Origin of the sequence: Cellulophaga omnivescoria (assembly GCF_027915275.1) — a bacterium.
GTDB classification, from domain to species: Bacteria; Bacteroidota; Bacteroidia; order Flavobacteriales; family Flavobacteriaceae; genus Cellulophaga; species Cellulophaga omnivescoria.
The window spans coordinates 887,377-908,008 of sequence record NZ_CP115819.1 but is presented as its reverse complement, the minus strand read 5'-3'; the positions used below and the strand labels follow the sequence as shown (position 1 = coordinate 908,008).

Annotated in this window: 17 protein-coding genes; 5 read left to right on the top strand and 12 right to left on the bottom strand. The window is 32.2% G+C overall.

The genetic code is table 11. From position 1 onward, the window contains the following. Positions 1–30 precede the first annotated feature (30 nt). Together PBN93_RS03955 and PBN93_RS03950 are read right to left on the bottom strand one after the other, a co-directional pair. On the bottom strand, positions 31–954 hold the full coding sequence (locus tag PBN93_RS03955; RefSeq protein ID WP_271081488.1) for a GYDIA family GHMP kinase: 924 nt from the start codon (positions 952–954) through the stop codon (positions 31–33). Then, positions 947–2,266, bottom strand: coding sequence for a hydroxymethylglutaryl-CoA reductase, degradative (locus PBN93_RS03950; protein WP_271081487.1), 1,320 nt, complete (start codon positions 2,264–2,266; stop codon positions 947–949). Before PBN93_RS03950 ends, PBN93_RS03955 begins: the two co-directional genes overlap by 8 nt. Positions 2,267–2,528: 262 nt before the next feature. On the opposite strand from PBN93_RS03950, the gene PBN93_RS03945 reads away from it, so the two are divergent. After that, positions 2,529–4,061 (top strand): peptide MFS transporter, encoded by a 1,533-nt coding sequence (locus PBN93_RS03945; RefSeq protein ID WP_271081486.1) that lies wholly within the window; start codon positions 2,529–2,531, stop codon positions 4,059–4,061. Positions 4,062–4,136: 75 nt separating this feature from the next. On the opposite strand, the gene PBN93_RS03940 is transcribed toward PBN93_RS03945, so the two are convergent. From PBN93_RS03940 to PBN93_RS03930, 3 genes are read right to left on the bottom strand one after another with little or no spacing between them, the layout of a single operon-like run. Continuing rightward, positions 4,137–4,865, bottom strand: a complete 729-nt coding sequence (locus tag PBN93_RS03940) for an MIP/aquaporin family protein (RefSeq protein ID WP_271081485.1) — start codon at positions 4,863–4,865, stop codon at positions 4,137–4,139. Positions 4,866–4,869: 4 nt separating this feature from the next. Further along, positions 4,870–6,366 carry a glycerol kinase GlpK gene (gene glpK, locus PBN93_RS03935; RefSeq protein WP_271081484.1) on the bottom strand — a complete coding sequence of 499 codons (1,497 nt, stop codon included), beginning with the start codon at positions 6,364–6,366 and terminating at the stop codon, positions 4,870–4,872. Positions 6,367–6,404: 38 nt separating this feature from the next. Further along, positions 6,405–7,985, bottom strand: a complete 1,581-nt coding sequence (locus PBN93_RS03930; protein WP_271081483.1) for a glycerol-3-phosphate dehydrogenase/oxidase — start codon at positions 7,983–7,985, stop codon at positions 6,405–6,407. A 108-nt stretch (positions 7,986–8,093) separates the two neighbouring features. Between PBN93_RS03930 and PBN93_RS03925 the strand changes: the two genes are divergently transcribed. After that, positions 8,094–8,849, top strand: coding sequence for a DeoR/GlpR family DNA-binding transcription regulator (locus PBN93_RS03925; RefSeq protein ID WP_077398984.1), 756 nt, complete (start codon positions 8,094–8,096; stop codon positions 8,847–8,849). Here PBN93_RS03925 and PBN93_RS03920 read toward each other — a convergent pair. Genes PBN93_RS03920 through surE form a run of 5 tightly spaced genes read right to left on the bottom strand, consistent with a single transcriptional unit; the run spans position 8,846 to position 13,663 of the window. Further along, positions 8,846–10,849 (bottom strand): ComEC/Rec2 family competence protein, encoded by a 2,004-nt coding sequence (locus PBN93_RS03920; RefSeq protein WP_271081482.1) that lies wholly within the window; start codon positions 10,847–10,849, stop codon positions 8,846–8,848. The genes PBN93_RS03925 and PBN93_RS03920 overlap by 4 nt on opposite strands. Before the next feature lie 3 nt (positions 10,850–10,852). Then, complete coding sequence (locus PBN93_RS03915; RefSeq protein WP_077398980.1) at positions 10,853–11,410, bottom strand: C40 family peptidase; 558 nt, start codon at positions 11,408–11,410, stop codon at positions 10,853–10,855. Positions 11,411–11,465: 55 nt separating this feature from the next. Beyond that, positions 11,466–12,590 carry a lipid-A-disaccharide synthase gene (lpxB, locus tag PBN93_RS03910; protein WP_077398978.1) on the bottom strand — a complete coding sequence of 375 codons (1,125 nt, stop codon included), beginning with the start codon at positions 12,588–12,590 and terminating at the stop codon, positions 11,466–11,468. Positions 12,591–12,606: 16 nt separating this feature from the next. Next, positions 12,607–12,891: a hypothetical protein gene (locus PBN93_RS03905; RefSeq protein ID WP_077398976.1), complete on the bottom strand. Its 285-nt coding sequence runs from the start codon at positions 12,889–12,891 to the stop codon at positions 12,607–12,609. Further along, on the bottom strand, positions 12,881–13,663 hold the full coding sequence (surE, locus tag PBN93_RS03900) for a 5'/3'-nucleotidase SurE (RefSeq protein ID WP_271081481.1): 783 nt from the start codon (positions 13,661–13,663) through the stop codon (positions 12,881–12,883). The genes PBN93_RS03905 and surE overlap by 11 nt, the downstream gene beginning before the upstream one ends. Before the next feature lie 217 nt (positions 13,664–13,880). Here surE and PBN93_RS03895 point away from each other — a divergent pair, with 217 nt between their 5' ends. From PBN93_RS03895 to PBN93_RS03885, 3 genes are all read left to right on the top strand, one after another. Further along, the gene (locus PBN93_RS03895) at positions 13,881–16,007 is read left to right on the top strand and encodes a carboxy terminal-processing peptidase (RefSeq protein WP_271081480.1); all 2,127 of its coding nucleotides are present in this window, start codon (positions 13,881–13,883) and stop codon (positions 16,005–16,007) included. Positions 16,008–16,120: 113 nt separating this feature from the next. Further along, positions 16,121–16,480 (top strand): lipocalin family protein, encoded by a 360-nt coding sequence (locus PBN93_RS03890; RefSeq protein ID WP_171974451.1) that lies wholly within the window; start codon positions 16,121–16,123, stop codon positions 16,478–16,480. Between the two features lie 81 nt (positions 16,481–16,561). Continuing rightward, positions 16,562–17,368 (top strand): DNA/RNA non-specific endonuclease, encoded by an 807-nt coding sequence (locus PBN93_RS03885; RefSeq protein ID WP_271081479.1) that lies wholly within the window; start codon positions 16,562–16,564, stop codon positions 17,366–17,368. On the opposite strand, the gene rodA is transcribed toward PBN93_RS03885, so the two are convergent. After that, the gene (gene rodA / locus PBN93_RS03880; protein ID WP_271081478.1) at positions 17,365–18,648 is read right to left on the bottom strand and encodes a rod shape-determining protein RodA; all 1,284 of its coding nucleotides are present in this window, start codon (positions 18,646–18,648) and stop codon (positions 17,365–17,367) included. The genes PBN93_RS03885 and rodA overlap by 4 nt on opposite strands. A gap of 34 nt (positions 18,649–18,682) precedes the next feature. Further along, entirely contained in the window at positions 18,683–20,563 is a 1,881-nt protein-coding gene (locus PBN93_RS03875; RefSeq protein ID WP_077398964.1) for a peptidoglycan D,D-transpeptidase FtsI family protein, read from the bottom strand. Between the last annotated feature and the right edge of the window lie 69 nt (positions 20,564–20,632).

The following is a 20,632-nucleotide window of genomic DNA, read 5'->3' as shown; positions in this document are numbered from 1 at the left end:
TAAAAAAAGCCTCCTAGTGGAGGCTTTTTTTTATTTTATTAAATCTGTATATTTAAAAATGGTACTATACCCTTTTTTCTTAAAGTAGTTAGGAGTTTCCTTAGTTCCGGTAGCTAATATAAAATCTCCGCCCCAAGCACCCAAGCTTTTTATAGCGCCAGTAAAGTCTTTAAATAGTATGTCTTTAACTGTTTTTGTTTTTAAGGCTGTAGATAGTAGTTCTTCGTGTTTAGTAATAAGTGTTTCAAAAGAAGATAAAGAACTTGTATTAGCTATCTTTTTACTTATTTCAGTAATGTTTTTAACTAGTTCATCTTTATTAAAGGAACATTTTTTATAGGCAACAATAGCTTCTCTACTATTCTGCTTTTTGTTTAAATGAATAAAGTATAAATTGTCAATAAAAAGAGGATTAAAATTTATAGTAGTAGTGGTTGGTATTTTGTTTATTTTCTGATAAAAAATAGGTGTATTGTTTTTTGCGCAAGCAATGTCATACCCACTACCACCCATTGTATTTTCTAATAATTTAAAAGCATCTACATTTGCCCAGTTAGCAATGTTGTTTATTAGAGTAGATGAAGATCCAAGTCCCCAATCTCTATTAAAATCTAATTTTGTTTCTACAGCTAACCCTTTTGTATTTTTTAAAAAGTTAGGGTTTAGTAGTTGTGCTTCTTTTAAAATTTGTTGTAAAGTTTTTGCTGTATTAATCCAAGCTTCATCGTTTGGTTTATCATTTAAAACAGTAAAAGTATCGCTGTTAAAAGTTGCGTTAAACCAAGTGTTATTAGCTGCGTCTATACTGCTCCAAGTAATGCTATTGCTATTAGTTTGTGTTACTCTTAAATTTTGACCATAAATTGTTGGTACTGCTAAGCTAAGTGCACCATCTAAAACAACATATTCTCCTGTGAGTAATAGTTTTCCGTTACTGTAAAATTCTTTAGTCATTTTTTAAATTGTTGTATGCAGTAACTACAGCACTATGCGTAACAGTGTTGGTTTTAAAGTGTGCTGTTAGTGTCTTTTTATCACTATCTGTGGCGCCAAGTTGGTTTAGTATATTTAGTAAATGCATTTTCATATGTCCTTCTTGTATACCAGTTGTTACCAAAGAGCGTACAGCAGCAAAGTTTTGAGCCAATCCGGTGGCAGCTACAATTTGCATTAATTCTATGGCAGAAGGTTTTTGTAAAATTTCTAAAGCAGTTTTTACTAATGGATGTAAGTTTGTTAAGCCGCCTACAGTGCCTAAAGCTAAAGGTACATCTAACCAAAACTTAAACACCCCATTTTCTACGCTAGCATTAGTTAGGCTGCTGTATTTTCCGTTTCTACTTGCATAGGCATGAACACCAGCTTCTATAGCTCTAAAATCGTTTCCAGTAGCTAAAATTACAGCGTCTATTCCGTTCATAATTCCTTTATTATGTGTAACGGCTCTGTAAGGTTCTATTTTAGCAATGTTAACGGCTTGTACAATTTTCTCTGCTAAATGTTGTGCCTCTTCAATGCTTCCTTCACTAAGTTCTTCAACTGTACAACTAACTTCTGCTCTAACAACACAATTAGGAACGTAGTTAGATAAAATACTCATTACAACTTCTATATTTTTTTCTTCATCAGAAAAATCAGTGTAGGCCAATGCTTCTCTTTTTAGTGTTTTTGCAAATTGCTCTAAACAAGAGTTTATAAAGTTGGCACCCATTGCATCTAGTGTTTCAAAAGTGCAGTGCAACTGGTAATAGTGTTCTAAATCTTCAGTTTTATTACGTAGCTCTATATTTGTAATTCCTCCACCACGTTTTTTCATACTGGAGGTAATACTATCAGAATCATTAAAAAGTGCAGGTTTAATACTAGTAAAAAATGATTCTAATTTTTTTTCATCACCCTTAAAAATAAAGTGCACTTGTCCAACTTTTTCAGTTCCCAAAATGGTGGTTTTAAATCCGCCACGTGTTAACCAAAATTTAGCAGCTTTACTAGCGGCAGCAACTACAGAACTTTCTTCTATAGCCATTGGTACAGCATAAAGTTTGTTGTTAATTAAAAAGTTTGGAGCAATACCTAAAGGCAGGTAATAATTTGTTATCGTATTTTCTATAAATTCGTCATGCAGTTTTTGCAGTTTAGCATCAGAATTCCAATACACTTTTAACACCTCTTTTGTTTGTTGGGTATTGTGTGTGTAATTGCTAGCAATCCAGTTTATTTTTTCGTCTTTACTTAGTTTAGAAAATCCTTGTATTGGGGTAATCATAGTTGGTTTTTTACAAGTACCAAAGATAAACATAATGTGGCAACTTTTTTTGACTGATATATATGTGAGTTTTGCCTTTATAATTGCAATATTTAAGATAAAAAGTTTACTATTTATTAACATTATTAGCAAACTTGAAATTTTTATCTCATTTTTGATAAAATCGTAATAGTGTAGATTTATATACTGTATCAATGGGATGTAGTTTTGCTAATAGTTTTAGTTTCTTACAACCCCACTAATAAATTAATTTTTTATAATTATGGAAAACACTGTTAAATCAGTTGAAGAACAAGAGCTTTTTGGACATCCAAAAGGATTGTTTTATTTATTTTTTGCGGAGCTATGGGAGCGTTTTAGCTTCTATGGAATGCGTGCTTTGCTAACACTATATATGGTAGATGTTGTTTTTGCAGCTTTAGCATCTAGAGATTTTGCAGCAGCAGCAGTATACGCATCTTACGGCTCTTTGGTTTATGCTTCTACGGTAATTGGAGGTAGAATCTCTGATAAGATATTGGGAATGCGAAAGTCTATTTTTTTAGGAGGTATTTTAATGTCTGTAGGACATTTTGTTTTAGCCATAGAACATGATATTACTTTTTTTTTAGCACTTGCACTAATTGTTGTTGGTAATGGTTTTTTTAAACCAAATATATCAACATTTGTTGGCTCGTTATACAAGGACGGTGATAGTAGAAAAGATTCTGGTTTTGTAATTTTTTATATGGGGATTAATATCGGAGGTTTTGTTGCACCTTTAATTTGTGGTTATTTAGGTAAAACTTTTGGATGGCATTATGGATTTGGACTGGCAGGTATTGGTATGCTTTTGGGGCTTATATTCTTTTATAGTGGAATTAAAAAGAATGTTTTTGGTGATAGAGGTTTGCCTCCTGTTAAAGGAGTTTTGGAAAAGACAATTTTGGGTGTTAAACAAGGTATAATGATTCCTGTTTTAGCTGTTTTATCTGCACCTGTTATTGCTTATTTACTTGCTTCTTATAAGTCTTTGGGAGAAAAGGGTACTTTTTTAGAAGATGATAACATTGTTAATATTATATTTTATTTAATTGCTATTGGTATTGCGGTTTTTTTAATAAATGTTTTGATAAAAGCTACAGTAGATGAGCGTAAAAAGCTAGTTGTGGCTATTTTGATTACGTTTTTTATGACACTTTTCTGGGGTTTTCATGAGCTTTCTGGTAGTGTAATAACGTTGTTTGCAGAAAGAAATGTGAATCTTACCTTTATAGACGCTTCACAAACTAATGCGTTAAACTCAATGTTCATAATTATATTATCAATTCCAATATCAATGCTTTTTGCTTACTTGAGGAAAAAGAAAATGGATCCTAGAACACCATACAAATTTGGTTTAGGACTTGCTTTTGCTGGTATAAGTTTCTTTATACTTTCACTAAGCAGTGGTAGTGCAGATGCAGACGGGATGGTTCCTTTTTCTTATTTGTTAATTATGTATTTTCTAATTTCTGTTGGGGAGTTGTTCATGTCTCCAGTAGGTTTATCTAAAATTACAGACCTTTCTCCAAAGCGTATTGTAGCTTTTATGATGGGAATTTGGTTTTTAGCTTCAGCATTTGCATTTCAAATTGTTGGTTTTATTAGTAAGCAATTGGCTGTTGAAAGTGATGATAAAAACGTAGGAGGATTAGATACCTTAGGTATTTACACAGACGGTTTCTTGTTAATATCTAAATATGCACTAGGGGCAGCTGTTATTGTTTTGGTGCTTTCTCCTTTAATTAAAAAGCTAATGGGTAAAGTTCATTAATATTTATAAATACAATAAAAAAATCCCTTTTTACAGACAGTAAAAAGGGATTTTTAGTTTAAATAAGCTTATTTATTAGCTTAAAGCAAGCATTAGAAAAGCTGCTAGTGAAGCACCTAAAATAGGGCCCACTACAGGTATCCAAGCATAGCTCCAATCACTTTTAGCTTTATTTTTAATAGGAAGTAGTGCGTGTATAATTCTAGGTCCTAAATCTCTAGCAGGATTAATAGCATAACCTGTAGTACCGCCTAAAGACAAACCAATTGCCCAGACTAAAAATGCTACGGGTATAGCGCCAACAGAGCCTAATCCAATTATAGTATTAGGTTTTGTTAGTGTGGCATCTGTAAAATAGAAAATAGTAAGTAACAGCACAAAAGTACCTATGGCCTCACTAAATAAGTTGCTAAATGTATTTTTAATGGCAGGAGCAGTGCAAAAAACAGCCTTTTTAGCATCTTTATCTTCTGTTTCATTAAAATGGTGTTTGTATGTAAGCCAAACAAAAGTAGCGCCAACCATAGTACCAATAAATTGCGCAAGTACATACATAGGTACTTTATACCATTCAAATTTGTTTGCAATAGCCAAACCAATACTAACAGCAGGATTTAGATGAGCACCACTATAGGGCCCAGCTATAACCACACCTACATAAACTGCAAGTGCCCAGCCAGTGGTAATCACAATCCAGCCACTGTTATTGCCGTTCGTTTTATTTAATACCACATTTGCAACTACGCCACCACCAAGTAAAATTAGAATGGCACTACCAATAATTTCTGCAATAAAAGGAGTCATTTTTTTAGTTTAAGGTTGTCCAATACTCAAGTGCTTTAATGGCCTTGTACCAACCTTTAATGCCTTCTAAAATTTCTTCATTTTCTGTAACTGGTTCAAAACGTTCATCTGTTTGCCAAATTTCTTCAATTTCTTTTGGACTATCCCAGTAGCCCACAGCTAGGCCTGCTAAAAAAGCAGCTCCCATAGCGGTGGTCTCTACTACTTTAGGTCTTATAGTAGTAGTTTGTAAAACATTTGCCTGAAACTGCATTAGTAAATTATTTACAGTAGCTCCACCATCTACTCGTAACTCTTTAATTAAAATGCCAGAATCTGCCTCCATAGCTTTTAAAATATCCATTGTTTGGTAGGCAATAGATTCTAAAGCTGCTCTTGCAATATGTGTATCTGTGCTGCCTCTTGTTAATCCAAAAATAGTACCTTGTGCTTGTTGGTTCCAATGAGGAGCTCCCAAACCAGCAAAAGAAGGAACAAAGTAAACCCCTTCTGAGCTTGTAATGCTGTTAGCTAAGGTTTCTGCCTCTGCAGATGTTCTAATAATTTTTAAAGAATCTCTAAGCCATTGTACAACAGCTCCTCCTATAAAAATACTGCCTTCCAATGCATACTGCGTTTCTCCGTTAATTTTCCAACCTATAGTGGTGAGTAAGTTATTTTTAGATAATGTTGGTTTTTTACCAATATTCATAAGCATAAAACAGCCTGTGCCGTATGTGTTTTTTACCATTCCGGGCTTGGTGCACATTTGTCCAAATAAGGCAGCTTGCTGGTCTCCTGCAATACCAGAAATAGGAATTTTAGAATCATAAAAAACAGATTGTGTGTGACCGTAAACCTCGCTAGATTCTTTTACCTCTGGTAACATACTTTTAGGAATGGTAAGTAGATCTAGTAGCTCATCATCCCATTGTAAAGTATTAATATTAAATAGTAATGTTCTAGACGCATTACTAACATCTGTAACGTGTTTGTTTCCTTTTGTAAAGTTCCAAATAAGCCAAGAGTCTATGGTTCCCATTAATAGGTCACCAGCCTCTGCACGTTCTCTGGCGCCTTTTACGTTATCTAAAATCCATTTTATTTTAGTTCCAGAAAAGTAGGAGTCTATTACAAGGCCTGTTTTTTGTTTAATAAGATCTGTGTGTCCGGCTTTTTTTAGTTCTTCACAATATTGAGATGTTCTTTTGTCTTGCCAAACAATAGCGTTGTAAACAGGTTTACCTGTTTTTTTATCCCAAACAACTACAGTTTCTCTTTGGTTTGTAATGCCAATTGCAGCAATATTTTTTACATCTAGTCCTTTTTTTGTAATAGCTTCTGTAGCAACACCAGCTTGTGTAGACCAAATTTCGTCAGGGTCATGTTCTACCCAGCCTGGTTTAGGAAAGTACTGTGTAAACTCTTTTTGAGCAACAGATATAATGTTACCCATTTTATTAAATACAATTGCTCTAGAGCTAGTTGTGCCTTGGTCTAATGCTAATATATATTTTTCCATGTTGTTGTTTGTAAGGTTGTTTGGTTTTAAGTAAAATTTTAATGTTTTAGAACATAAACATCAGCAACTTTTCTAAAGCTTTCAATTTGATTTTGCTTCCAGGCATCATCTTTATTTAGTTCCTTAGCTATAATATCTGCAACTAATGGCGCTATTTTTATTGCGGCTTTGGCGTCTAAAAATAATACTCTTACACGCCTAGCTAATACATCTTCAATGGTTCTTGCCATTTCATTTTTAACTGCCCAAACTACTTCGGCTTTTACAAACTCTAAATTAGGATGTAATTTTTCACCTAATGTGGGATTGTGCTTTACCATTTTTAAAATACTATCCTGGTCCGACCCATAAAAAGATAAATGGTTTATAATTTCTTTATTTAAAGTAGCGCCATGCAATTGAAGATCTTTTGTTGCACATGGCCTTTTGGTAAGCTGTCCTACTTGTATAGCTTTGTCTATGGTGTCTTGCGCCATTCTTCTGTAGGTTGTCCATTTACCGCCTGTAATTGTAATTAATTTAGAGTCAGAAACTAACACTTTATGACTTCTAGATATTTCTTTTGTTTTTTCAGATTTGTCTTTTGGAGCAGCTAAAGGACGTAAACCAGAATACATACTTAACACGTCTTCACGGCTAACATTTTTGTTTAAATACTCGTTGGCATTTGCTAGTATAAAATCTATTTCTTCTTCTAAAGGTTTAGGTTCTAAACTATGACTGTCTATAAGGGTATCTGTTGTTCCTAAAATTACTCTGCTATGCCAAGGCACTAAAAATAATACCCTACCATCTGTAGTTTTTGGTATCATTATGGCTTCATTGCCTGGTAAAAATGACCTGTCTACAACTAAGTGAATACCTTGACTTGGACGTACAAGGTTTTTAGAAGCAGCATCATCCATTTTTAATATTTCATCGGTAAAAACACCTGTAGCATTTATTATTGTTTTGGCAAAAACAGTATACTCTGTATTTGTTTCTGTATCTAAAACTACCACACCATTGGTATTGCCATTAGTGTTTTTTGTAAGCTTTATAACTTTAAAGTAATTTAAAAGTGTTGCGCCTTTTTCAATAGCTGTTTGTGCTATATTAATAGCAAGTCTAGAATCGTCAAACTGACCATCATGGTATAAAACACCACCTTTTAGTCCGTCTGTTTTTATTGTTTTTAATTTCTGAATAGTTTTTTTTCTAGAAAGTGAAAACGATTTTCCAAAGCTTAATCTACCAGATAAAATATCATATACTTTTAAACCAATGGTGTAAAACGGAGTTCCCCACCATTTATAATTTGGAATTATAAATGAGAGGTTGCTAACCAAATGCGGTGCATTTTTAGCTAATAAGCCTCTTTCATGCAAAGCCTCTCTTACCAAATCTACATTGCCCTGAGCCAAATACCGAACCCCACCGTGTACTAGTTTGGTACTACGGCTACTAGTTCCTTTTGCGTAATCTATCTGTTCAAACAATACTGTTTTGTACCCTCTAGTAGCACTATCTAGTGCAGCTCCTAAACCAGAAGCACCACCACCAATAATTAATACATCCCAGTTTTTTTCCTGTTGTAATTGTGCTATTAATGCTTCCCTTTTAAATATGTTTTTTGTCACTTTCTTTTGATTTTGATCAAATCTAATAAAATTATAAAACAAAACGAAAGTAAACGAAACTAAATTGCGTTATTTTTTTTTCATTTTTTAACTATATTTGATCATTCTATGAAAAGACATCAGATTATATTAGATATTCTTGCCAGAGAAAAACATGTAGAAGTTGTAGATTTATGTGAGCAACTTAATGTTTCTGCGGTAACAATTAGGAAAGATTTACGCCTGCTTGAAGAAAAGGGGTTACTTTTTAGAACCCACGGCGGAGCATCATTAGAAAATCCGTATATAAATGAAAGGGCAGTTGATGAAAAAGAAAAAATTTCGGTAGAAGAAAAAAACGGTATAGCGCAAACCGCATCTACATTAATAGATGAAAACGATTCTATAATGATTGCGTCTGGAACAACTGTGCAAGCTTTGGCTAAATTTATTCAACCAAAAAAGAAACTAACCGTAATTACTTCTTCTTTACATGTTGTTTTGCATTTAATACATAACAAAGACATTCAAATTTTACAATTGGGTGGTTATGTTAGGCATAATTCGGCTTCGGTTATTGGTAATTATGCGTTACAAATTTTAGATAATATTTCATGTAGCAAATTTTTTTTAGGTGTAGATGGTATAGATTTAGAGTATGGTTTATCTACCTCTAGTTTAGAAGAAGCACAACTTAATAGGAAAATGTTAGGTGCTGCTCAAAAAATTATTGTTTTAGCAGATTCATCTAAGTTTGGTAAAAAAAGCTTTGCAAAAATTTGCAATTTACACCAGATAGATGAAATTATAACAGATAGCGGAATAGCTCCTAGTATGGTAAAAAACCTAGAAAATAAGGGTGTAAAAGTAAGTATTTGTGATTAATTAAATGTGTAATAGCCTTTTTCCCCTGTGTAATAAAAAGGTATTTTTCTTTTTAAACAAGTTGACCTCCATAACGCAACTGTACTTTTATAATTACTACCATCCGCAATTATTTGTTTAGGCTTAATTTCTGTAATTAATCTATTTAAATTTAACTTAGTAGATTGTGTAAGTAGCACAATACTATTTTTGTTTTTAGGGTAAGTAGCTAAACTATCTACAATAATTAATAAGTTATTATTGTAGTTATAATTATTTTTTAATTTATAGTTGGTTACGTTATTAATGCGTTCTGCAATTTTAATATTTTGGATAGTATTTTTATTTATGATACTATCACTACTATGCACTTTTAACTCTTTGCCAGATTGGTGAATTACTACAGTATTTTTGTTTTGATGTAATATTAGCAACTCTTCTTTGTTAAAAGCTTGGTGGTTATAATAAATTAGACACGTTTGATAAATTAAAATAATACTTAGCATCCAAGCTGTTCTTTTAAAGGATTTTTTAGCTAAAAATAAAAACAACAAGGTTATAAAGATATAGCTAAAAAGCATTTGAATTTTATTAAAGGATATGGCTTTTATTAAAAAAGCTTCTTGTGTGGCAACCCATTTAATAACACTATTCATACTAAAAATAATAGTGTTGTAAAATGTAACTAAAAAGTTTGGCAATGCACTGCACAATGCTAAAATTATAACTACAATACCAATGCTTAAAATAATTCCTAAAAAAGGAATAATAGCTAAATTGGTAATAAAAAATAACGTAGGGAACTGATGAAAATAATACAAACTAATTGGTAATACACCTAATTGTGCCGCCGCGCTAACGGTTAACAATTGCCATATTTTATTGGTGAGATAATATTTTGGTTCCCACATTTTTTTTAATAACGGATTAAACAGCACAATTGAAAATACAGCAGAATAGCTCATTTGTAATCCAACAGAAAATAATAAGTTGGGCTTGCATAACAGTATAAAAAATAATGATAATGCCAAGATGTTAAAAGAACTAGTTGGCCTGTTCAAAAACATTGCATAAGCAACAAAAGTAAACATTGTTACAGCCCTAATTAGGGAGCTAGATAAGCCAGCAATAAAAGCAAATCCCCATAATAATAAAACAACAATTATAAGTTTAATTGTTTTGCCTTTTGGTAAATACTCTAAAGGAGAAAGTAAAAATTGCAAAACCACTAAAAGTATTCCAATATGTAAACCAGATAAGGCTAAAATATGTACAGCTCCTGCATTTTTATAAGCATCTAAAGTTTCTGTTTGTACGGTGTTACGCTCTCCTAATAACAATGCTTTAAATATACTTAATTCTTCTGCTCCAAAACCAACATTATTAAGTTTTTTAATAATGTTATTTTTTATTAATGCAGCTGTACCTCTTATAGTTTTTTTGCTATTAGAAAGTAATTTGTAATTATTTTCAGCTTCAATTTTATGATAAATGCCTAAGTCTTTTAAATACAAAGCGTAATTAAATTGGTGTGGATTTAAAGGTTTATTTATAGGTGTGGCATTGGCAAATACAGCAATTTCATCATCTACATTTAACTCTTTTGTATTTTTGTTTATTGGTAGGTTTAATAAAAAATTACCTGTAGCATTTTGGTTATCTAGGTTAATAAGTGTGGCAATGTATTTGTGGTCATAGGTGTTGGATTTTAAGACTTCATTTACCTTTAAATGCCACAAATGTTGGTTAACAAAATTTTTGTTGTTATAATGTAAGGTGTTGTTTTTTGGGTTTGCTATATTAGTTATAAATACACCTAATAATATTACGGTAAAAGCAGCAATAGCACCAAAAGTTACAGTTCTTTTTTTTGAAGTTTTAAATAAAATACCTAACGTAAATAATGAGGCAGAAAGTGCAAAAAAGCTAATGTAAAAAGGTAAATTTAATGCTGTTTGTATCAGTATTCCAGTAATTATGCAAAGCGTTAATTTTACTGAAATAAACTGAAAGGGTTTCATAAATTATAGTACTCTAGTAGCTTTAACAAATGCATAATTCCAATACCCTTCTCGTAAAGATGAAACAATTACACCTCTAGATGTGCTTGCGTGTATAAATTTAATTTCGTCATTGTCTGTTGCAACAACTAAACCTACGTGGTTAATACGCTTTCTTTTTTTTGAGGTTCTAAAAAAAAGTAAATCTCCTTTTTCTACATCTTTAACTCTTATTTCTTTACCTTCTTGTGCCATATTGTATGATACTCTAGGCAGCGTAATATTGTGTTCAGAAAAAGCAACATAGAGTAAGCCAGAGCAATCCATTCCTCTTCTGGTAGTGCCACCAAACTTGTAAGGCGTACCAGAAAATGCTAAGGCAGAGTTTATAATTTGGTCTGCTTTACGTTCTACAGCAACTTCTTCAGCTTTTTTTTCGGCTCTAGAAGGTCTTCCTTTTTTAATAATTACTTTAGATGGAGCTACGCTAACTTTACGCTCTTTACTGTAGGTGGTTTTCTTTTTAGAGACACAACTCCCTAAAGAAAGAAGTAGTAGAAAAATAGTTGCTTTACGAATCATTCCAAGAAAAATTTAGGACACTTGGTTACCAAATTTAGTAAATTTTATTGGTTTTTTAAGCTTTAACTTTTGTGTTGGAAACAATTAATTCTGCTGCTTTTTTACTGGCACCAACACCACCAAGTTTTTTTTCGAGCTGGTAATATTCTTCAAAAACTTTGGTTCTGGTGTCTTTAGAGAGTATTTTGTTTAATTCTAAAGTAAGATTTTTGCTATTTAAATCGTCTTGTATTAGTTCTTTAATAACTTCTTTATCCATTATTAAATTTACTAATGAAATGTATTTTAGTGTAATAATTTTTTTAGCAATGTAGTAAGACAGCCAATGCGCTTTATAGCAAACAACTTGCGGAACTTTAAACAAAGCTGTTTCTAGAGTCGCGGTACCACTAGTAACCAATGCGGCAGTAGATAAAGTTAATAAATTATATGTTTGATTTGTAACAAAACCTACTTGCGGATTTTTAAAATAAGGTTTGTAAAACTCTAAATCTAAGCTTGGTGCTCCAGCAATTACAAATTGGTAATTTGTAAAATGTTTTGTTACAGATAACATAACATCTAACATTTTTTGTACTTCTTGTTTTCTGCTGCCAGGCAAAAGTGCTATAATTTGTTTTTTAGGGTCTAAATTATTTTTTGCTCTAAATTCTGCCTCATTGGGTAGTTTTTGTTTACTTATTGCATCTAACAAAGGGTGGCCAACAAAATGTACTGGGTAATTGTGTTTTTTTTCGTAGAAATCTTTTTCAAACGGAAGAATAACGTGCATAGCATCTATATCTCGTTTTATTTTAGAAATTCTACCTTCTCTAGAAGCCCAAATTTGTGGAGATATATAATAATTAGTGCGGTAATTATTTTCTTTTGCCCATTTGGCAATGCGTAAATTAAAGCCAGAATAGTCTATAAAAACAATAGCATCTGGTTTAAAAGCATCAATATCTTCTTTACAAAATTTTAAATTTTTAGATATTTTATTAATATTGCTTATAACCTCAATAAAGCCCATAAAAGCCATACTCTTGTAATGTTTTACAAGATCTCCACCAGCTTGTTGCATAAGGTCTCCACCCCAACACCTAATATTTGCGTTAGTGTCTGCAATTTTTATAGCTTTTATAAGGTTAGAGCCGTGTAAATCGCCAGAAGCCTCGCCAGCAATAATGTAGTATTTCATTTAGTAAGTTACTTTTTTAAAAAACTTTGTAATATAAAATTACAAGAGCAGTTAATAATGTAGCAATAAGTACACCTCTAGCTCTATAATCTCTTCTAATTTTTAAAAATAGAAAAAAAGCAATTAAATTTAATATAGCTCCAAGTGCTAGTAGACTGCCAATATGGTCACTTTCTACTGCTGCTTTATATGTTTCTACAATACCCAAATCAGAAAAAAGTAAAATATAAGCTAGTGTACCAATGGTATTCGCAATTATACCTACAAAAAATCCAATTATAACTTCTTTTTTAGTGTTCATTTAAATTCCAGTTGTTTAGTTGTTGTATTGTGTGGTGCGCAGTTAAATCAAACTGGGTTGGCACCACAGATATATAGTTGTTTGCAAGTGCAAATTCGTCTGTGTCTTCTCCTTTGTCTAGCAGTTCAAATTCACCAGTTAACCAATAGTAATCTTTACCCATAGGGTTGGTTCTTTTGTCAAATTTTTCTTTCCAGTTGGCACGTGCCTGTCTGCAAATTTTAATTCCTTTTATTTTTTCATTTTCTATTGCAGGGATGTTTACATTTAGCACCACACCTTTAGGTATGCCATTTGCAATTGCTTGTTTTACAATTTTTTGGACATAAGGTTTGGCATCTTCAAAATCTGCCTCCCATGAAAAATCACATAAAGAAAAACCAATAGCTGGTATGCCTTCTATGCCAGCTTCTATGGCAGCACTCATTGTACCAGAGTAAATTACATTTATAGATGAGTTAGAGCCATGATTAATACCGCTAACGCATAAGTCTGGTTTGCGATCTAAAAGCTCCTGAAGTCCCATTTTTACACAGTCTGCCGGCGTTCCACTACAGCTATATTCTTGTTCTGCACCGTTAATATCATCTATGGTAACTAGGTTTGCATGTAATGTGTTGTTTATGGTTATTGCGTGTCCCATTCCAGACTGCGGACTATCTGGTGCAACAACAACAACATCACCTATTTCTTTCATGAATTTTACCAAAGATCTTAAACCTGGAGCTGTAATTCCGTCATCATTGGTAACTAATATTAATGGTTTTTGCATACAAAGTATAATTTATACCGTAAAAATACGTTTTTATACTGTTTGCAAGAATGCTTTTTAAAAATGTATCTTATAATTATCATAAAAAGGTTAAAAAACTGCTGCTAACATATAATGTGGCATAGTTTTTTCAGTATCTTGGTAAAATAAATAAGATTTACATTAAATTAATGTAATTTTAAAAGTCCAAATTCTACTAAAGTAAAAATAATAATAGATGAAAAAGAATTTAATTTTAATGTTATTGGGGATGCTATTTGCAGTTGCATCTTGCAGTTTCACAAATAAATCTTTAGATACTGTTAATGACGGTGATAAAGATAAATTATTGATTGAGATAATTGCTTATATGCTAGAAAAGGGACATTATGAGCCTAAAGACATTAATGACGATTTTTCAGTATCAGTTTTTGAAGAGTTTATAGATGTTTTAGATCCTACAAAAAGGTACTTTTTAGAAAGCGATATTAAAGAGTTTGAAAAGTACAAATTTCAGATAGATGACCAAATAAAAAATACAGACATAAGCTTTTTTGATTTGGTTCATAAAAGATTAATGAAGCGTATGAGTGAAGCCTCTGATATCTATAAAGACATATTAAGTAAACCTTTTAATTTTGATACAGCTGAGAAGATAGATATTAACTATGAAGATCAAACTTTTGTTGCATCAAAAAAAGAACTTAGAGAAAGATGGAGAAAGCAATTAAAATACGCCACAATTAGTACTTTTGATGATAAGCTAACAGATAAAGAAAAGCCATTGTCTAAAACTGAAGCGGAAAAGGCTGCAAGAGAATTAACAAAGTCTACTTTAGATGATTTCTTTGATTTTGTGAACAATGAGTATGACCGAGAAGATTGGTTTGGACAATATATTAATACAATTGTAGAAGGTTTTGATCCGCATACATACTATTTTGCCCCAGAAGATAAAGATAAGTTTGATGTAAGTATGTCTGGTAAATTTGAAGGTATTGGAGCTAGATTACAGAAAAAGAAAGATCAGATTAAGATTGTAGAAGTAATTTCTGGCGGTCCAATTTGGAGAGATCAAACAATAGAGGTTGGAGATGAAATTATTAAAGTAGGTCAAAAACCAAATGAAGAGCCTGTAGATGTTACAGGAATGCAATTAAACGATGCAATTAAATTAATGAAAGGCCCTAAAGGGACTAATGTTTATTTAACTGTTAAAAAAGTAGATGGCTCTACGCAAGTTGTAAAAATTACAAGAGATTTGGTAGAGATGGAAGAATCTTATGCTAAGTCTGCTACAGTAAAAAAAGAAGATCATACCTACGGAATAATTAACCTACCTAAGTTTTATGTAGATTTTAAAGATTACAGTAACCGTAATGCTGCTTCTGATGTTGCAAAAGAAATTGAAAGGCTAAAACAAGCCGGTATGGAAGGTTTAGTTTTAGATTTAAGAGATAACGGAGGAGGGTCTTTACGCACTGTTGTAGAAATGGCTGGTTTGTTTATTAAAGATGGACCTGTTGTACAAGTAAAATCTTCTGGTAACACAGAAGAAAAAGTAGTGCATGAAGACAAAGACGAACGTATTCAATGGGATGGTCCATTGGTTTTATTAGTGAATGAATTATCTGCTTCTGCATCCGAAATTTTAGCAGCTGCAATGCAAGACTATAAAAGAGGTGTTGTAATTGGTAGTAAGCAAACTTTTGGTAAAGGAACTGTACAAAATCTTTGGTCTTTGTCTGATATTGTGCGTAACAATGAGCACGGAGATTTAGGAGCTTTAAAAGTAACTACGCAAAAGTTTTACAGAATTAATGGTGGGTCTACTCAGTTAGAAGGTGTTAAGAGTGATGTAGTAGTTCCAGACAAATATAGCTATATAGATTTGGGCGAAAGAGATCAGCAAAATCCATTGGCTTGGGATAAAATTAGTCCTGCAAATTATAAAACGTGGGATGGTTATATAGACTATAAGCAAACAATTGCAAATAGTGCTAAACGTATGGCAGCAAATTCTCAGTTAAAGCTAATTGAAGAAAATGCAAAATGGTTAAAAGAACAGCAAGATGAAAATGTAGTGTCTTTAAGTTATAGTGACTATAAAAAGGAAAAAGAAAAGCTTTTAGAAAAATCTAAGCACTTTAAAGGTATTTATGATTATAAAACTGGCTTAACTTTTGAATCTTTAAAATATGAAAAAGACTTATTTGTAAAGGATACTATTTTAAAAGAAAAAAGAGAAAGATGGCACAAGGATTTAGCTAGGGATGTTTATGTAGAAGAGGCTATAAGTGTGCTTAAAGATTTAAAACTTAACAATATTAAAAATAACAATAAGTTAGCAGCAATTAAAGGATAAGCTGTTATAACTCTATAAAAAAAGCCTAGTTGTTAAACTAGGCTTTTTTTATTTATACTATTGTAAAAATAAACACGTTAAAGCTTTATAATTAATCTAAACCATAATTTATTTTGAAAAAACTATTCCTTATTTTATTTGCCGTTGTATTAACAACTAGTTGTTCTAAAGACGATAATTCATCTGATATTGTAGGTACTTGGGCAAATGATTTTTCTGTCTCTTTTGAAGGACAAGAATCACAAACCTCTAGAGATGAATGGAAATTTAGCTCAGATAAAATGGGTACTTATAAAGAGTATACCAACGGAGATTTAAAATCTAGCACATCATTTACTTGGTCTCAAAGCGGAGAAAAATATACGGTGGTATATGCTGAAGGTAGATCTAACGATGTTTTTAAAATTGTAAAGCTAGTAGGCTATACAACTTTAGAAGATGCTAATGGTTATACAGCTGCTATTAAAGAGTAGGTAATTTACAAGCATTATACCATAAAAGCTTCCAAGGTTTACTTTGGAAGCTTTATTTTTAATTTAGATTTTACAATAGAAATGAATAAAAAAACTACGTACTTAATTTTAATGCTAATTTGCACTATTGGTTTCTGGTTGTTTAATAATTTTTATACTCCAGGTACTTATACAGATACCAGTGTTATTAAAGATAAAGAACAAGTTAGTTTAGATAACTATTTACAACCATCTTCTACAACTGGCGATATAATAAAACATAATTATTATACTTTATCTTACAATGAAAAATATGAACAGGCAGAGTGGGTGGCGTATTTTTTAAAGAAGGAACATTTATCTTATGATGATAGAAAAAGACCTTATTTTATTGAGGATCCTAAAGTAAAAACAAAATCTGCAGATTGGCGTAATTATAAACGCTCTGGGTACGATAGAGGACACCTTTGCCCTGCTGGTGACCGTAGGTTTTCATTACAGGCTTATAATGAAACTTTTTACACTAGTAATATAGTGCCTCAAAAAAACGATTTTAATGCTGGTATATGGAATAGGTTAGAGAAGAAAATACGGCAATGGGTAAAAAAGGATAAACAGCTTTACGTTGTTACAGGAGGTATTTTAAAAGGTAATATGGATGAAATAGGAGATGAAGATGTTGCGGTGCCAAATTATTTTTATAAGATTGTAGCAAAGGGTAAAGGAGAGAACTTAAAAGTCATAGCTTTTTTATTTCCACATCAAGAGAGTACTAAACCACTGCGTTCATTTGTTGTTACGGTAGATAAAGTAGAGCAGGAAACCGGCATCAATTTTTTTAGAGCATTACCAAAACCGACTCAAGATAAGCTAGAGGCTAAAGTAAATGCTACAAATTGGGCTCTTTAACCCCATTCCTTTAAACGGTTAGCATCTAACTTTAAAAAGATAAAAAGCAACAATGTAAACCCAATTAATCCAGATCCTCCATAGCTCATAAAAGGTAATGGTATTCCAATGGTTGGTACTAAGCCAATAACCATACCTATATTAATTAAATAGTGTACAAATAAAATAGAAATAACACCATAACCATATATCCGGCTAAAGGCATTTTTTTGTCGTTCTGCAATATAAACAAGTCGTAATAATAGTATTGAAAATAATAAAACCACAGTTGCAGTGCCTAAAAAGCCCCATTCTTCTCCCACAGTAGTAAAAATATAGTCTGAATGTTGTTCTGGTACAAAGTCACCTTTTGTTCTTGTTCCTTGTAAAAAACCTTTTCCTGTAAAACCACCAGATTCTATAGCTTTTTCAGATTGGTAAGTGTTGTAACCTATAGACCTTCTAATTTCTTCAAGTTTTTTAGGATCTTTTTCTAATCGTAACCAAAGGTTAAATCTGTCTCTATGGTGTTGTTTTAAAACAGAATCAAAAACAACCCTAACCGATAATGAAATGGTTACAGATACTATAAAAAACAGTACTATTGGTAGGGGAGAAATTTTAACTCTTTCTTTTTTAGTTAGGTAAAATAGAGCAATTAAAATACTAACCGCTATAACAACCCAAATAGTGCCAAATTTAAGTGTAGCAATAAATATGATAAACATTACTAATCCAATGGCTAAATAATAAAGAGGTAATCCTTCTCTAAATAATACAAAAGTTAGAGCTAAAAAAACCACACCACTACCAGGGTCTGGTTGTAATATAATTAATACAGCAGGTATTATTAAAATACCAAAAGCATACATTTTGTCTTTTTGTTTTTTTAGGTCTGTTTGTATGTCACTAAGGTATTTGGCTAAAGCAAGTGCTGTAGCTACCTTGGCTATTTCTGATGGTTGAAGGTTAAAAAATCCTAAATTATACCATGAGGTAGCTCCTGCAATAGTTTTTCCAAACGGAAATAAGCCAACTAATAAAACAATACTTATAGCGTAAATAATACCAGAAAACCGTTCAAAAATATTTGCTTCTGTAGCAAAAATAAAAACAACAGTTAGTATGCTTACACCTATAAAAAAGGCTTGCTTGCCATAAAAAGTACCAAAATCTAATATAGAAGGGTTACTTTCAGAAAACGTGCTGGAATATATGCTTACCCAACCAATAATGGTTAGAGCTAGGTAAATAAAAATACTAAGCCAATCTATTCTTTTTAAAAAAGTGTTTCCAGACATAAAGGAGTTTTCTAATTTTTAGCTTGTTAAAAAGTTACCAAACTCTTTCGTTAATAGGAAAAGGTTCGCCGCTATATGGTTTAGCATATTCTTTTTCTAAAGTTTTTTCAAGCATTTTCTTTTCTAAGTCTTTGCGGGTAATTTCTCCTTTTAAATATTTTTCAATCATTAATGATGCTATATGTCCTGCGTATCTTCCGCCAAAATAACCGTGTTCTATAAAAATAGCTAAAGCAATTTTTGGATTTTCTACGGGTGCAAAAGCAACAAATATAGAGTGGTCTGTAAGTTGCGTTCTAACACCATTAATTCTAGTAAAGTTTTCTACAGTACCTGTTTTTCCGGCAATGTTAATGCCAGGAACTTGTAACCAGTGCGCTGTACCCCCCGGTGTTTTATACACAGCTTCCATCCCCTTAATTACAGGATCAAAATTTTCTTTGTCTATTGTAGTATATTTTCTTTGTGTGTATTTTGGGTCTGTAATAGGCTTGCCTTCAACTTTTTTTAATATATGTGGTGTGTAATAATACCCTTTATTGGCAATTGCAGCAGTCATATTTGCTAATTGTATTGGTGTTACAGCAACCTCTCCTTGTCCAAACGATATAGAAACTATGTATGACCACGACCATCTATTGTCACCATAAACCCTGTCATAATACTCTTTGCCAGGAATTCTGCCTCTACTTCCTGTTGGTAAATCGGTTCCTAAATACTCCCCAAGTCCAAAGCTTTTAACGTGTTTTTGCCACACATCCATAGCTTCATCGGTAGTATCAAACTTATCAAAAATTTGTTTAAATGTGCCTGCAAAATATGCGTTACATGATTTGTAAATACCGCTATTCATGTCTCTTAAACCTCCTCCGCAATGGCAACCTCTTTTTGTTCTGTTTTTACCAACATAAAAACCATTGTAACAGCGTATTTTGTCGTCTGGTGTCATAACATCCTCTTGTAAGGCTACAAGTGCGTTAATTACTTTAAAAGGAGATCCAGGAGATTCTTGGGCAAGTAAACTTCTGTCCCAAGTCGGTTTTGCTATACTGTCATAATATAATTTGCTGTAATTTGCAGATCGTTTTCTACCTACCAAAAGAGCAGGATCATAAGTTGGGCCAGATATTAGAGATAGTATTTCACCTGATGTTGGGTCTAGTGCAACTATACCTCCGTGCTTACCAACCATTAGTTTTTCACCGTATTCCTGCAGTTCTTTATCTATAGTTAATTGTATTTCTTTACCAGGCTCTGGTAAAGTGTCTAAAGCACCATTTTTATATGGACCAATATCTCTATTAAACCTGTCTTTTTGTATGTATTTTACTCCTTTTCTACCTCTTAGTACATCTTCATACTGCTTTTCTACACCTGTTTTTCCTTTTAATTCACCTTGGCTGTAGTACGGAAATTTTTTTAAATCATCAGGAGTAACCTGACTAATATATCCCAGGGCGTTTGCGGCGCTTTTTGTGTCGTAATATCTTTGTGATCTTTTTTGAATATAAAAGCCTTCATACTTACGCATTTTTTCTTGTAGCCTAGCATAATCTTCTTTAGACAGTTGTGAAACCATTACATATGGTAGTCTAGGAGAATGTTTACGAGCATTTTTAATGTTTTCTATAAAAGTACTTTTGTCTATTCCAATTAAATTACAGAATTCTAAAGTGTCTAAAGGTTTAACTTCTCTAGGAATTACCATAACATCATAGGCAGCTTGGTTAGCTACAAGTAATTTTCCGTTTCGATCGTAAATATAACCGCGCTCCGGAAAATTATATAAAGTTTTTATAGCAGGGTCTTCTAATATTTGATTAGGAGAAAAACTAAAAATTTGTAAATATGATAACCTTCCTAAAAAGGATATTCCTATTAAGATAATGAAAGATGATAGTAGGATTTTTTTCATTTATTTTGGGTACTAAACAATGATTTTATTAGTAGGCAAAGAAGTAGGGTTGCACTACCAACAATTAAA

Excerpts from the sequence above, each read along its gene's own strand:
- PBN93_RS03940 (WP_271081485.1), bottom strand. The coding sequence starts at position 4,865 with ATGACTCCTTTTATTGCAGAAATTATTGGTAGTGCCATTCTAATTTTA.
- PBN93_RS03955 (WP_271081488.1), bottom strand. The coding sequence starts at position 954 with ATGACTAAAGAATTTTACAGTAACGGAAAACTATTACTCACAGGAGAA.
- surE (WP_271081481.1), bottom strand. The coding sequence starts at position 13,663 with ATGCAAAAACCATTAATATTAGTTACCAATGATGACGGAATTACAGCT.
- PBN93_RS03950 (WP_271081487.1), bottom strand. The coding sequence starts at position 2,266 with ATGATTACCCCAATACAAGGATTTTCTAAACTAAGTAAAGACGAAAAA.
- PBN93_RS03945 (WP_271081486.1), top strand. The coding sequence starts at position 2,529 with ATGGAAAACACTGTTAAATCAGTTGAAGAACAAGAGCTTTTTGGACAT.
- PBN93_RS03905 (WP_077398976.1), bottom strand. The coding sequence starts at position 12,891 with ATGAACACTAAAAAAGAAGTTATAATTGGATTTTTTGTAGGTATAATT.
- lpxB (WP_077398978.1), bottom strand. The coding sequence starts at position 12,590 with ATGAAATACTACATTATTGCTGGCGAGGCTTCTGGCGATTTACACGGC.
- PBN93_RS03885 (WP_271081479.1), top strand. The coding sequence starts at position 16,562 with ATGAATAAAAAAACTACGTACTTAATTTTAATGCTAATTTGCACTATT.
- PBN93_RS03915 (WP_077398980.1), bottom strand. The coding sequence starts at position 11,410 with ATGATTCGTAAAGCAACTATTTTTCTACTACTTCTTTCTTTAGGGAGT.
- rodA (WP_271081478.1), bottom strand. The coding sequence starts at position 18,648 with ATGTCTGGAAACACTTTTTTAAAAAGAATAGATTGGCTTAGTATTTTT.
- PBN93_RS03895 (WP_271081480.1), top strand. The coding sequence starts at position 13,881 with ATGAAAAAGAATTTAATTTTAATGTTATTGGGGATGCTATTTGCAGTT.
- PBN93_RS03920 (WP_271081482.1), bottom strand. The coding sequence starts at position 10,849 with ATGAAACCCTTTCAGTTTATTTCAGTAAAATTAACGCTTTGCATAATT.
- PBN93_RS03875 (WP_077398964.1), bottom strand. The coding sequence starts at position 20,563 with ATGAAAAAAATCCTACTATCATCTTTCATTATCTTAATAGGAATATCC.
- glpK (WP_271081484.1), bottom strand. The coding sequence starts at position 6,366 with ATGGAAAAATATATATTAGCATTAGACCAAGGCACAACTAGCTCTAGA.
- PBN93_RS03925 (WP_077398984.1), top strand. The coding sequence starts at position 8,094 with ATGAAAAGACATCAGATTATATTAGATATTCTTGCCAGAGAAAAACAT.